At 42.0% G+C, this 12,444-nt stretch carries 11 protein-coding genes and 2 pseudogenes; 9 read left to right on the forward strand and 4 right to left on the reverse strand.

The window, feature by feature from the left end:
- Positions 1–428 precede the first annotated feature (428 nt).
- From PUQ00_RS22800 to PUQ00_RS22810, 3 genes and pseudogenes are all read left to right on the forward strand, one after another.
- A complete protein-coding gene (locus tag PUQ00_RS22800) occupies positions 429–662 on the forward strand; it encodes a DUF4058 family protein (RefSeq protein WP_300421118.1) in 234 nt (77 codons plus the stop codon).
- Positions 663–745: 83 nt separating this feature from the next.
- Positions 746–1,084 (forward strand): annotated as a pseudogene (locus PUQ00_RS22805) (DUF4058 family protein); the annotation flags it as partial.
- A gap of 310 nt (positions 1,085–1,394) precedes the next feature.
- Entirely contained in the window at positions 1,395–1,625 is a 231-nt protein-coding gene (locus PUQ00_RS22810) for a hypothetical protein (RefSeq protein ID WP_300421121.1), read from the forward strand.
- 104 nt (positions 1,626–1,729) lie between these two features.
- Here the strand turns inward: PUQ00_RS22810 and PUQ00_RS22815 are convergent, their stop codons facing one another.
- On the reverse strand, positions 1,730–4,501 hold the full coding sequence (locus PUQ00_RS22815) for a DUF3536 domain-containing protein (RefSeq protein ID WP_300421124.1): 2,772 nt from the start codon (positions 4,499–4,501) through the stop codon (positions 1,730–1,732).
- A 622-nt stretch (positions 4,502–5,123) separates the two neighbouring features.
- Between PUQ00_RS22815 and cax the strand changes: the two are divergent.
- Both cax and PUQ00_RS22825 read left to right on the forward strand, forming a co-directional pair.
- Positions 5,124–6,230, forward strand: a pseudogene (gene cax / locus PUQ00_RS22820) (calcium/proton exchanger); the annotation flags it as partial.
- 134 nt (positions 6,231–6,364) lie between these two features.
- Entirely contained in the window at positions 6,365–7,504 is a 1,140-nt protein-coding gene (locus PUQ00_RS22825; protein WP_300421126.1) for a serine/threonine-protein kinase, read from the forward strand.
- Positions 7,505–7,523: 19 nt separating this feature from the next.
- Here the strand turns inward: PUQ00_RS22825 and PUQ00_RS22830 are convergent, their stop codons facing one another.
- Positions 7,524–7,751 carry a hypothetical protein gene (locus tag PUQ00_RS22830; protein WP_300421129.1) on the reverse strand — a complete coding sequence of 76 codons (228 nt, stop codon included), beginning with the start codon at positions 7,749–7,751 and terminating at the stop codon, positions 7,524–7,526.
- Positions 7,752–8,081: 330 nt separating this feature from the next.
- On the opposite strand from PUQ00_RS22830, the gene PUQ00_RS22835 reads away from it, so the two are divergent.
- Positions 8,082–8,228 carry a hypothetical protein gene (locus PUQ00_RS22835; protein ID WP_335029941.1) on the forward strand — a complete coding sequence of 49 codons (147 nt, stop codon included), beginning with the start codon at positions 8,082–8,084 and terminating at the stop codon, positions 8,226–8,228.
- A 314-nt stretch (positions 8,229–8,542) separates the two neighbouring features.
- Here the strand turns inward: PUQ00_RS22835 and gndA are convergent, their stop codons facing one another.
- Positions 8,543–9,973: an NADP-dependent phosphogluconate dehydrogenase gene (gene gndA, locus PUQ00_RS22840; RefSeq protein ID WP_300421132.1), complete on the reverse strand. Its 1,431-nt coding sequence runs from the start codon at positions 9,971–9,973 to the stop codon at positions 8,543–8,545.
- Positions 9,974–10,181: 208 nt separating this feature from the next.
- Between gndA and PUQ00_RS22845 the strand changes: the two genes are divergently transcribed.
- The 3 genes from PUQ00_RS22845 (at position 10,182) to PUQ00_RS22855 (ending at position 11,611) form a co-directional block, all read left to right on the forward strand.
- Entirely contained in the window at positions 10,182–10,919 is a 738-nt protein-coding gene (locus PUQ00_RS22845) for a Ycf66 family protein (RefSeq protein ID WP_300421134.1), read from the forward strand.
- Between the two features lie 123 nt (positions 10,920–11,042).
- Entirely contained in the window at positions 11,043–11,309 is a 267-nt protein-coding gene (locus PUQ00_RS22850; RefSeq protein ID WP_300421135.1) for a type II toxin-antitoxin system ParD family antitoxin, read from the forward strand.
- Entirely contained in the window at positions 11,309–11,611 is a 303-nt protein-coding gene (locus PUQ00_RS22855; protein WP_300421138.1) for a type II toxin-antitoxin system RelE/ParE family toxin, read from the forward strand. Before PUQ00_RS22850 ends, PUQ00_RS22855 begins: the two co-directional genes overlap by 1 nt.
- Positions 11,612–11,965: 354 nt before the next feature.
- On the opposite strand, the gene PUQ00_RS22860 is transcribed toward PUQ00_RS22855, so the two are convergent.
- Positions 11,966–12,340: a tetratricopeptide repeat protein gene (locus PUQ00_RS22860; RefSeq protein ID WP_300421140.1), complete on the reverse strand. Its 375-nt coding sequence runs from the start codon at positions 12,338–12,340 to the stop codon at positions 11,966–11,968.
- Positions 12,341–12,444 lie beyond the last annotated feature (104 nt).

Consider the following 12,444-nt stretch of genomic DNA (forward strand, 5'->3'; position numbering starts at 1 on the left):
AAACCTCTCCGTATTCTCTCTTAGTCTTGTTCAGAAATCAAATAGGAGTCCTATAGAATATCAAGGTGTTAAGGGTTGGTTGACAAGGAAAGATCAATAGACCTCTTGCAAAAATAATTCATGGTACAATGATAAATTTTAAAATTTGCGCTCCGTTTGAATCAGACATACCAATGAGGTAATAAAAGTTCTCTGCATCGATTTGGATGTGCATTTTTAACAAAATTTTTAATCATACCACAAAATAATTTTGCAAGAGGTCTAATGTGGTGCAGCCCTTACAAGTTGTTCTTAGAACCCCACCTCCAACCCCCTAAGAGCAAGTGAGGAGGGGGCTATAAGAATTAGGTTGAAAATTTTGGTTTTGAGATATTTGTTATGGCTTATCCATTTCCAGGAATAAACCCGTTTTTAGAAGATACTGCATTATGGCCAGGAGTACATGGGAGACTAATAGTAGCGATTGCAGATTACCTCTCTCCTCAACTACGTCCCAAGTGAAAAATCGGCAGACTGTAACTGATTCTATAAATACAAATGTCGCAGTAGCCGCACCAACGCCTGAACCTATAAAAGTAAAGATTCCTATGCCTGTTTCCATCAGGGAAGGATATCTAGAAGTCCGAGAAGTAGGAACAGAGACATTAGTTACTACTATTTAAATTTTATCTCCTACCAATAAACGTCCGCTAAAGGACGGCGGACATATCAAGAGAAACGCGAACAAGTATTAGCCAGTCGTAGTAATTTAGTTGAAATTGATTTACTGCGTAAAGGTGAACCCATGCCAATGATCGGTAATGATATTCAGAGTCACTATCGAATTTTAGTTTGTCGTGGCGATCGCCGTCCTTATGCTGACTTATATGCTTTTAATTTACCAGATATAATTCCACCGTTTCCCATACCTTTGCGTACTGGAAATACGGAACCAGTTATAGATTTACAGACATTGTTAAATGAGGTATATGATATCTACGGCTATGATTTGGTAGTAGATTACAGTCAACAGCCAGTACCAGCATTGTCAGAATCAGATACAGTTTGGGTGGATGCGCTGCTGGGGGAGAAGGATTTACGGTAGAGCAACTTAATAGGGATTTGAGATTTCTGCCAATTAACTGGGAATACTAACGTGAGATTCCTTGTAAGGTAAGACTGGATTCCTAAAAATATGAACTCGATTACACTACAAAAAGCAAAACAGGCTATATTTATAAAATTTTCTCATGTATTGCAGTACCTATCTAAACTTGTACTTTGTATTTTACTTGCATCGATTCTGAGTATGACAGAGATGATTTTAATCTAGCAGTTAAACTAAAAATCAAGATTACATCAATGCCGCTTACAGTAAAGGATTATTAAGATATAACCTCACAGGGCATTCAGAAATGTTTGCTGCGGTTCAGTCAGTGGCTTTTAGTCCTGATGGTCTAACCCTTGTGAGTGGGAGTGATGACAAAACTATTAAACTATGGGATGTGCAAACTGGACTACTAATTATCACTCTTTTTGGGCATGAATCTTATGTAGAGTCAGTAGCTTTTAGTCCCGATGGTAAAAATGTTGTTAGTGGTGGTTATGACAAAACAGTTAAAGTCTGGCAGATGCCTTGGCAGTAAACTGAAGATACTATAAGCCAAGAGTGCGATCGCACGCCATCATGTTCAACTTACAGCCAAGATTCGCAAGACAACTCTTGGGCGCACCGTGTGCGCCCCTACTCTTATCCCAATTGATTTGAAATCATGCTGACATCAACGGCTAACTTTTTGCCCAACTTGAGCAACTGAAGACACTGATTATCTCTTTCATTGTCAAGGTTAATGACACAGACGGGTGCTATCTGACTTTGCAGACAACTAAAATATAGTTCTTGCGATCGCTGTAGGGAAATGTCAATATTTAGTTGATCCCCGACATCAATCAATCGTTCCAATAGTTGGATATCTGCATTAAAACTACCATTGGCGTCGTGCAACAATTGCCAGAGCAATCGCGCAATTAACTGTTCTAACATCTGCTTACCGTCGGGAATATTTAGCCGACAACGCAGATGTTTTGCTTCAGTAGCGATCGTTTCTAATTCTAATATGTGATTCCAACTCTTTTGGGGATCAGCGATATCTTGCTCAAGCGATCGCAATGTCATCAGACAGCGATGCCCTAAAGCAATATCTGCTGCTACCTGCAATTCTTGCGGTACGGCTAGTTCATCTCGATGAAATGCCATCAGCACACCATAATTATCGCGGTAGGCTTGGGTATAAAGCTGTCCTAAACGTGTCAGTGTTTCCTGACTAAGCAGCCCCATAATCCGGTGGCGTTCTTCAGCAAATAGATTTTGCAAACTGAAAGCTTTTTCTCCAAATAGCTGTGTCATTACCAAGATAGTATGAGCCGCACTAGCTTGTTGCAGTGCCCGAAACAGCTTTTCTTTTAATTGGCTGTAGTCACGCCGCCCAGTAAATTGTTGAATGCAGCAGTGGAAATCCCAGCCTCCTAAATGCAGAACCGCAAATACCAAATGCTCACTTTCCCAAGTAATCTCTGATACCAGCTTTAAATTTCCCACAGCCAGAGTTAGCGATCCCATCCGTTGCAGTTGGTAATCTAGCTCATTGGCAGCGTAGCAATAAACCCGCTTATGATAACGCTGAGACTGTTTGTCAGCAGCATCTTTTCTCGGCAGGGAATTGTGTGTCTCTGCTGGTTTGTGATTGGTAAACAGGGAAGTAATGGCGTAATGGGCTGCTACTTGCTTAAAGCCAAGCTGGGCAGTTAGTACCAGTTGCCGATAAATTTCCGCACCGTGTTTGAAGTCATCCACATTACTGGGGGCTAAACCAAGACGTTTGAGGAAGCCTTTTTCCAACTGTACACCTGCCACATCCCCTGCCAATTCTAAAGCACGGGCGGCATAGCGCAGAATTTGTGTCCCCTCTGGACGGGAAATTTCTTCAAAAAACCAACCGCAACTAGTGAACATTAATAAAGCGTGACGCTGCATTTCCAACAGGCGTAGGGCATCTACTTGTTCGGCAGCTGTTAGTTTGTGGGTTTGATGACGGGAGAGAAAACGGTTGACATTAGTAGCAGAGCGATCGCGCATCACCTGAATATATTCATCTCGTGCTAGCCAGGGATCACGAAATAACTGCCTGCCATGTTCCTCATACACATTAGTTAGCTGATCCCGCAGCCAATTTAGGGCATCCCGCAAGGGACGACGCCATTTTTGATGCCAAACACCGCCCTCTCCACCGCAACCACAATCATCTTCCCATCTGCCGACACCGTGGGCGCAACTCCAGGCCGTGACTGACTTCAATTCCACTTCCCAACTGGGAGAATTTAAGCTGAGGTAGTGGGCGAAGTTCGTCACCGTCCAACCTTGTTGGGGAAACTCTTTAGTAAAGGCGTAGGCTAAAGTTTTCTCAGTTCCCTTTTTATGGTGTCCAAAGGTTTCCCCATCTGTGGCCACAGAAATCAACTGTGCTGGACGATGATCCCCACGCACTGCCGAACCGATACGTCCGGCAAAGTGACTGGAATTATAAACGACATCACTAAAACCCATGTCCCTCGATATCGGGCCATCGTAGAAGAAGATATCAATGTAAGGTGGGGAGACGCGATTAATCGCGTCTGTACTAGGGAGTGGGGAGTGATTACTATCCCTACTCCCTACTGCCGATTCCCTACTCCCCTCATTGATCGCACTCAGAGGTGAAGATGAAGGTAAGAGTGTAGGCTTCAAATAACAACGATAGGGACGGGTGGAATCAATCTGACTGCCGCCGACTTCGATCCATTCTGGATGGGGATGATCTTGAGTAGGCAGAGGACGGCAACGCAGCGCTTGAGACGGTGCAAGGACAATGAAGCGAATACCCTCAGCAACAAGAGCTTCTAGGGTGGCATAGTCTACAGCCGTTTCTGCTAGCCACATACCTTCGGGATTGCGTCCAAAGCGGGAGCGGAAATCTTCTTTACCCCAGCGAATTTGGGTATATTTGTCGCGTTCGTTCGCCAGAGGCATGATGATGTGATTGTATACTTGCGCGATCGCATTGCCGTGACCATGCAAGCGATCGCTACTCTTGGTATCCGCCTCTAAAATCCGCTGATAAACCTCCACATCGTAGCGTTCTAGCCACGACATCAGCGTTGGCCCAATATTAAAACTGAAATACTCATAATTGTTGACGATCTCCACCACTTCGCCTCGGTCATTTAAGACTCTGGCAAAGGCATTCGGGCGATAGCATTCCCAATGAATCCGCTCATTCCAGTCATGGAAAGGCGCAGCGCTCGGTTGGCGTTCAATTGCGTCCAGATAAGGGTTTTCCCTTGGTGGCTGGTAAAAATGACCATGCACCGTCACATAAACACCATTAGCCTTTCTCAGGGGATCGGTTTCTTTGGTGTTATTGGGATCTGAATATAATATTAACGTTGAGCCAGAGCCAGCTGGCATTTGGGCAGCAGAAGTCATGTCTATTTATCCAAAACAAAAAACTTGCAGTTGCACCGAAAATATTGTGCGTAAACCTTTCTCCAATGGTTTGAACACAAAATCCGGTATGAACAACAACTATGGAATCCAACCAAATTTTTGACAAAGCTGTCTTATTGTAGTGGGAAATCTGCGTTATCGCATAGCCCTTTCGCTGAAGGCTTAAAGTAATTAGCGATTGAACAAAGCCTCAGTTAGGGGTTTCCTCTTCTTGGGCGTCAATCAAAATTTAATTGTCTTTTAATTTATTAAACCCCATTTTAGGTGTAAAATTTTTCCTCAAATTCATACTTTTGCAACAAAAGATTACGAAAACTTATTATATCGTAATTTTATTTTACACAATATCCACAGTGGTGAACTGAAAACAGTAGAATTTCTGAATTGGTCTATAGACGGTTGAGAGTATCCTATGGAAGTGCCGAGTCAGAAGTTCAGAGTGAGGAGTGAGGAGTGAGGAATGAGCAGTCAGGAGTCAAGAGTCAGGAGTGATTAAAAGTTTTTCTCATAACTTATAACTCATACCTCATAACTACTTCATAACTCCTAATTCATAACTGATAACTCATAACTCAGATAAAATACCCTCAACTCAAGACAACAAATGTCAACTAAAAAGATTATTCTTCTCGTTTTATTACTGTTTATCCCGGTTTCTCTAGCAGCATACTTTCTAGAGTGGGGAGAATTGATAGTTTTCATTACAGCTGGATTAGCAATTTTGCCCTTAGCAGCTTGGATGGGCACAGCCACAGAAGAAATTGCTGTCGTAGTCGGGCCATCATTGGGGGGCTTGTTAAACGCCACCTTTGGCAATGCTACAGAACTAATCATCGCCCTAATAGCGCTGAACGCTGGATTAATAGATGTAGTCAAAGCTAGTATCACGGGATCGATTATTAGCAACTTACTACTGGTGATGGGTTTTTCCATGCTTTTGGGAGGACTGCGCTACAAAGAACAGACTTTTCAGCCAATTGTGGCGCGGGTGAATGCTGCTTCGATGAATTTGGCGGTGATTGCCATTTTGATGCCGACGGCGATGAATTACACTTCTCAAGGAATTAACGAACAAACACTGCAAAATCTTTCTATTGCTGTTGCTGTAGTATTAATCCTGGTTTATGCTCTAACGCTGCTATTTTCGATGAAAACGCACTCCTATCTATATGATGTGGGTTTAGCGGAGGCAGAAGGAGAAGCAGAGGAAATATCAATATCTGATGCTAAACCAAATATAGCGTTGTGGGTTAGCGTGCTGCTAGTATGTACCTTGCTAGTGGCAATTGAGTCAGAAATGCTAGTTGATTCTCTGGAGGTGGCCACATCTCAGCTAGGTTTGACGGCGCTATTTACAGGGGTGATTTTGGTTCCCATCGTGGGTAACGCGGCTGAACACGCCACAGCAGTCACCGTGGCAATGAAAGATAAAATGGATCTTTCCCTTTCGGTAGCTGTGGGATCGAGTATGCAGATTGCCCTATTTGTCGCGCCCGTGTTGGTAATAGCAGGGCGGGTATTAAATAAACCAATGGATTTAGATTTCAAACCTTTTGAATTAGTCGCTGTGGTTGTGTCAGTGTTGATTGCAAACAGTATTAGTTCCGATGGTAGATCTAATTGGCTGGAAGGTACTTTGTTATTAGCTGCCTATACGGTATTAGGGTTTGCGTTCTACTTCCATCCAGTTATGGAAGGTATGGGGTAGTTAGCAGCGCCTAGGCACTTGATTATGGGTAAGTTTCTCCAGGGTTTTCAGCTAGCCTTGCTGATAATTGGCGAATCTAAACACCTTTTGCTTGGGAAAAGAGAAAATAAAGACATATAAGAGCGATCGCCTGTATGAGCTACTGCCTTAATCCCCATTGTCCCAAGCCTGAAAATCCTGATGATCTCAAGTTTTGCCTAACTTGCGGTTCTAAGTTACTCCTCAAAGAACGTTATCGCGCTATCAAACCAATCGGACAAGGTGGTTTTGGCAAAACCTTCTTAGCTGTGGATGAGGATAAACCCTCAAAACCACGCTGCGTGATTAAGCAATTTTATCCCCAAGCCCAAGGCACCAACACTCTTGCAAAAGCCGTAGAGTTATTTAACCAAGAAGCGGTGCAGTTAGATGAATTGGGCAAACATCCCCAAATTCCCGAACTACTGGCATATTTTACCCAAGAAGCTCGGCAGTATCTTGTACAAGAATTTATCGACGGACAAAACTTAGCCCAGGAATTAGGACATCGAGGTGCTTTTAGTGAAACGCAAATCTGGCAATTACTAAATGATTTATTATCAGTATTACAATTTTGTCACACCAGACACGTAATTCACCGCGATATTAAGCCAGAAAATATTATTTTACGCCAGAGCGATCGCAAACTAGTATTAGTAGATTTTGGGGCTGCTAAATCTACCATTGGCGCTGCCTTAAATCAAACTGGTACTAGTATTGGTAGTCCAGAATATGTTGCCCCTGAACAAATGAGAGGTAGGGCTATTTTTGCCAGCGATATTTATAGTTTGGGTGCTACTTGTATTAACTTATTAACTCGGCGATCGCCCTTCGATTCCTATGATACCAATAACGGTACATGGGTTTGGCAGCAATACTTGCAAACTCCTATTAGTAATCAGTTGAGTCGCATTCTCAACAAGATGCTAGAAAGTATTCCAATTCGGCGTTATCAAACAGTAGATGAAGTTCTCAAAGATTTAAATCAACACTCACAAGTAGCAGCTAGTCCAGCGATAGCACCTAAACCTATCCCTCAATCATCACTTAATTTTCCACCCACTTTTGTATCGAAATCTCCTAGTCAAATTGAGCAAGAATTAGAGGAAATGAAAACCCAATTTTTGGAGAACAGCAAACCTCAACCAAATAAAATACAGCCCCAAAACCCCACATCTCAGCCTCCTAGTAAAAGCAAAATAGATGAAGAATTAGAAGAATTAAAAGCTAAATATCTTGGGAAAAATAACCCCTAAAATCATTTTATCTTTACATCTAACTCAGGTTTCTCTCAAAAATAAGCTTGTCTTTACCATGTATATATTGATATTTTTGGTAAAGTCTATCTTCTGTAATAACAACTCTTTCAATAAAGAAAATATCACCTTGGTAACTATTCAAAAGTAAACGGCGTAATTCATCAATTCGTTCAGATCGAGATATAGCAGTGGACAGATAGCTTAGGACATTCGCAAATCCTAAGAGAGCGGCTGTCACAACCATCTATAGCAGACTTGTCCTAACCATTATGGCAGCCGCTATACATATAATATCACTCCCAAGTTTTATGTTCTTCTTCAGTCCAGCCTTCTTCATCAGAATAATTTCTTCGTAGTATGTAATTTTCTTCATTGGTTCGACCTTTAGATTAATAGATTCCACCCATGTAGTCACTTTTATGCCTGTCTAAAATAACTCCTGATACCATTTAAAAAAGTTTTCTTACTTCCTCTAAATCTTCTGATTTGAATCCATAAGTATCATAAATGTTCATTGCTTTTTCTTTTTTTTAATATATAAATACTTTGTCTGATACCTAGTTCCCAGTCAGAAATGAAAACCCAATTTTTGGTTAGTCCTAAATCTCAAGCCAATAAAATACAGCCACCAAACCCAATATCTCAGCCTTCTACTAAAAGCAAAATAGATGAAGAATTAGAAGAATTAAAAGCCAAATATCTTGGTAATAATAACCCCTAAAACGTGAGTTCGACAAGTTTTATTTGACCTCTACCCCAGCCCCTCTCCGACGCGGAGAGGGGAGCAAAAAGCTGAATTTTTCGTTGCTCCTCCCTTTCCGTTTCCCAGAGGCAGGCTATCCGGGAGAGGTTCATCGAACTCACGTTAAAAGCAATAAACAGTAGAGAATTGCTATTATCCTCCTCTCTTCCTCTGCGTTCTCTGCGCCTCTGCGGTTCGTTAAAAAAAGTGACTCTGAAACTCAGAGCCACCTTACAACTGTATTCTGAAACTTTTTAACCTTTCACAATATCCTGATGTAGATGTGTGAAACTTTACTTCTTAGCTTCAGCAATTGGTACCCATTCGGTGTGGAAACTTCCGGGCTTATCAAGACGCAGATAAGTATGTGCGCCAAAGTAATCGCGTTGTGCTTGAGTCAGATTTTGAGGCAAGCGATCGCGGCGATAGCTGTCAAAATAATCTAAGGATGCGCTAAATGCGGGTACTGGAATTCCCAGTGTTGCAGCTGTCGCAATCACTTCCCGCCAAGCTGTTTGTCTATCGAGAATTGTCTGCTTAAATTCAGGAGCTAATAACAGGTTAGGTAAAGCTGGATTTTCGCTAAAAGCCTTCTTAATCTTATTCAAGAAGCGAGCGCGAATAATACAGCCACCTTTCCAAATCCGTGCCATTTCGCCCAGATTCAAATTCCAGTTATATGTTTTGGAAGCTGTAGATAGCAGCGCCATTCCTTGAGAGTAAGAACAAATTTTTGAACAATAGAGGGCATCGCGCACTTTGTTGATAAAGTCCTTAGTTTGCCCGTCATACTTGCCAGTGGGGCCTGTAAGGACTTTGGATGCTGCTACCCGCTCCTCTTTAATCGAAGATATAATCCGTGCATTAACTGCTGCTGTAATTGTGGGAATAGCGACTCCCAATTCCAACGCAGTCTGCACAGTCCAGCGCCCAGTTCCCTTTTGACCGGCAGCGTCAACAATCAAATCCACCAAGGGTAGATTTGTTTCTGGGTCAATATATGGGAAGATATTCTTCGTAATCTCAATCAAAAATGAATCGAGTTCATCGGTAGTGTTCCATTCAGCAAACACCTCATGTAGCTGATTATGGTCTAGTCCAGCAGCACTTTTCAGCAAGTCGTAGGCTTCAGCAATTAACTGCATATCGCCGTACTCAATGCCGTTGTGTACCATTTTCACATAGTGACCAGAACCACCAGGGCCAATGTAGGTTACACAAGGGCCATCATCGACTTGGGCAGCAATTTTGTTGAAAATTGGTGATAGAAACTCGTAAGAGCTTGTTGTACCTCCAGGCATCAGAGATGGGCCATTCAGCGCCCCTTCTTCACCGCCACTGACACCCATACCAAGATACCGAAGCCCAGCGGGTTCTAATTCCTGAGTGCGTCGTTCCGTATCTTCAAACCAAGAGTTGCCACCGTCGATAATGATATCGCCTTCCTCTAACAAGGGTTTGAGTTGAGCAATCACCGCATCCACTGGCTTACCAGCTTGCACCATTACTAGAATTTTGCGGGGACGTTCCAATAAGGCAACGAATTCTTCCAACGTAAAGGCGGCTTTGACGTTCCGTCCTGGCGCACGCTGCGCCATAAACGCATCCGTTTTTTCTCGGGAGCGGTTGTAAACTGCAATTGGGAAGCCATTGCGCTCTACGTTTAGAGCGATGTTCTCACCCATAACGGCTAATCCAATCACACCAAAGCTTTGTAGTGTCATAAAAAATTTCTGGCTAACTCTTGCAGATCCTTTTAACTTTAAGGGTAGTCCGAGATTTTCCCTTCTCTCCTAAAGAAGACCTTAAGACTTGATATAAACGAAAAAAATCCAGAACTAACATGGATAATTAATTTTAAATTGTATCTAAATCAACAATTAACTTGCAAAATTGAAATAATCAAAGGACGTAGTAAGGAGTAACCAAATAATGCTGGCATATGTCCTAGCTTTGGTGGTCGGTCTTGGTAGTTTAGCCATTTACATAGCAGCTTTCTTTTTCCCAGAAATCCACCGCAAGAATGACTTTATCTGGAGTGGGGTAGGACTGTTCTACGCTTTAGTCTTATGGGTGTTTGCACCACGCATTTCCGGGGGTTTGTTGCTGGGTCATGTGGCTAGTGTGGCTCTTTTGGTCTGGTTTGGCTGGCAAACTCTATCATTACGTCGGCAATTGACCCCGCAGGCACAACAAACCCAAGTACCCAGTTCTGAGACGGTGAAAACTGGCATTCAGGAACAGGTGAATAAGTTGTCCCTTCAGGAACGGCTGGGCCAGTTGCAAAAAGGTCTTGGTAGCACCTTCGGTGGCGTGAAAGACAAGGTGCAAGAGACTGTGAGTAAAAAAACACCCACAACCCCCAAACCTGAAGACATTACCTCTGTACTAACTGAGAAACCTGTTGTTGAGATTATCGACAAAACTATTGTCATACTAGAAAAACCAACAGAGGAAAGAGTTACTACCGACACCGAAGCAAAAACCGAGAGTGTACCGGAAGCGATTCCACCACATCCCCCATCTCCTGAATTGGTGAAAGCAGCGCAAGCAGATATAGAGACTGAGGACAAGCAACCGATTCCCGTAGAAGAAATTGCTCCAGATGCGGTACTTGCGCCCCCAGCGGAAACGCCATCGGAAGTAATACCGCCTAATCAGGCTAGTTGAATTTAGTGAAACCCAATGTTAACCTCACATGATGTTGGGTTTCACTTAATTTGTTTTAATGAATTTAGATAAATTTTAGAGCATAGTTTTGGGAAGGCTGTTAACTAACTAGGCATAAAAATTATGAACATCCAACTTAAAGCGGAATACAAGCAATTTATACAAACCCGAATTGCTACAGGTAGATATGAGAATGCTGAAGATGTGATTGCTAAAGCATTGAAACTATTGGAAGAATGGGAGAAAGGTTATCAGGAATGGGAAGAAGAAACCCAGAAAAAAATATCTGTTGGGCTTGCTTCTATTGAACGTGGAGACGTAATAGATGGTGAAGTGGTGATGGCGCGACTGTCAGATAAATTACGCAAAGCGCGTGAGACTCAAGGATAATGGAATATTTTATTGCCAAAGAAGCAAGCCAAGATTTAGATGAAATTTTGGCTTATTTTCTAGTTTGCAATATTAACGCAGGGGAAAGATTTATTCAAGGATTTAATAAGAAGTGCCAAAATATAGCTCAAGTCCCAAATATAGGACAAAGTTACGCCAAGTTTGATCCAAGCCTTAGAGGAATACCCTTAGATGGCTATATTATATTTTATCGAGTTTTTGAAGATAGTGTTGTGATTGTGCGAGTAGTTAGCGGTTATCGGGATTTAAAATCTATATTTGCAGATGTGGACGATGAGTAGATTTTTAAATTGTCAGAAAGGTTTGGTCATTTGACGCAAAAATCTGAACTAGATGTGGTTTACTGATTGTTTGTAATTAGCAGAAAAAATAGGGAATGTACCGATTAAATAGGGACACTTAATGCTGATTAGTACCTATTTGTTAGTCAATTCAGTTGCATCGCGGATAGGCTAGAGCAGCTAAGGCATACTACAAATTGGATATTTTTTTAATTGCAAGCCCCTCACTTGTAAATGTAAGCTGCTCATTTAACCTTGCAGCAATGCCTGAAATCTTGCATCATCCCGAATGCTATCAAAATCAGGGTTAAGTTTTGCTTCCATACGACATCGACGAGGATTGAAATTAAGTGCTTATTGTAGGTTTTTAATGACTAAATCAACATCATTTTGTAAGGCGAAATAGCAAGCTTTGCCATAATAACCACTCTCATCATTAGCTTGTAGTTCTAAAGCTTTCTCGCAATTAGCTAGGGAATCTTGGTAACGCCCTGCACGAGCCAGGACAATGGCCTGGTTAGCCCAAAAAAGTGGATATTCTGGTTGAAGTTTCACAGCTTCATTGAGGTTAGTCAATGCTTCATCATAACGCCCCAATAAACTCAAGCTCAAACTTTTGTTGCTCAATATCTCATGAGCGTCGGGTTTAATCTTTAAGATTTGATCGCAGATAGTAATTACCTCTTTATAAGAACGTAAGAACAACAGTGTAGCAGTTATGTTTTTCAATACATTCAAGTCATCATCTTTGGTCTCGAAAAGCCGATAAAATCGTTGGGGTGAGAAGTTAGGAATCTGAGCCTTTCAGGACAACAGGCGATGTCTGACGATAA

This window comes from Nostoc sp. S13 (assembly GCF_029379315.1).
Taxonomy (GTDB): domain Bacteria; phylum Cyanobacteriota; class Cyanobacteriia; order Cyanobacteriales; family Nostocaceae; genus Nostoc.

Excerpts from the sequence above, each read along its gene's own strand:
- PUQ00_RS22800 (WP_300421118.1), top strand. The coding sequence starts at position 429 with ATGGCCAGGAGTACATGGGAGACTAATAGTAGCGATTGCAGATTACCT.
- PUQ00_RS22810 (WP_300421121.1), top strand. The coding sequence starts at position 1,395 with ATGTTTGCTGCGGTTCAGTCAGTGGCTTTTAGTCCTGATGGTCTAACC.
- PUQ00_RS22815 (WP_300421124.1), bottom strand. The coding sequence starts at position 4,501 with ATGACTTCTGCTGCCCAAATGCCAGCTGGCTCTGGCTCAACGTTAATA.
- PUQ00_RS22825 (WP_300421126.1), top strand. The coding sequence starts at position 6,365 with ATGAGCTACTGCCTTAATCCCCATTGTCCCAAGCCTGAAAATCCTGAT.
- PUQ00_RS22830 (WP_300421129.1), bottom strand. The coding sequence starts at position 7,751 with ATGGTTGTGACAGCCGCTCTCTTAGGATTTGCGAATGTCCTAAGCTAT.
- PUQ00_RS22835 (WP_335029941.1), top strand. The coding sequence starts at position 8,082 with ATGAAAACCCAATTTTTGGTTAGTCCTAAATCTCAAGCCAATAAAATA.
- gndA (WP_300421132.1), bottom strand. The coding sequence starts at position 9,973 with ATGACACTACAAAGCTTTGGTGTGATTGGATTAGCCGTTATGGGTGAG.
- PUQ00_RS22845 (WP_300421134.1), top strand. The coding sequence starts at position 10,182 with ATGCTGGCATATGTCCTAGCTTTGGTGGTCGGTCTTGGTAGTTTAGCC.
- PUQ00_RS22850 (WP_300421135.1), top strand. The coding sequence starts at position 11,043 with ATGAACATCCAACTTAAAGCGGAATACAAGCAATTTATACAAACCCGA.
- PUQ00_RS22855 (WP_300421138.1), top strand. The coding sequence starts at position 11,309 with ATGGAATATTTTATTGCCAAAGAAGCAAGCCAAGATTTAGATGAAATT.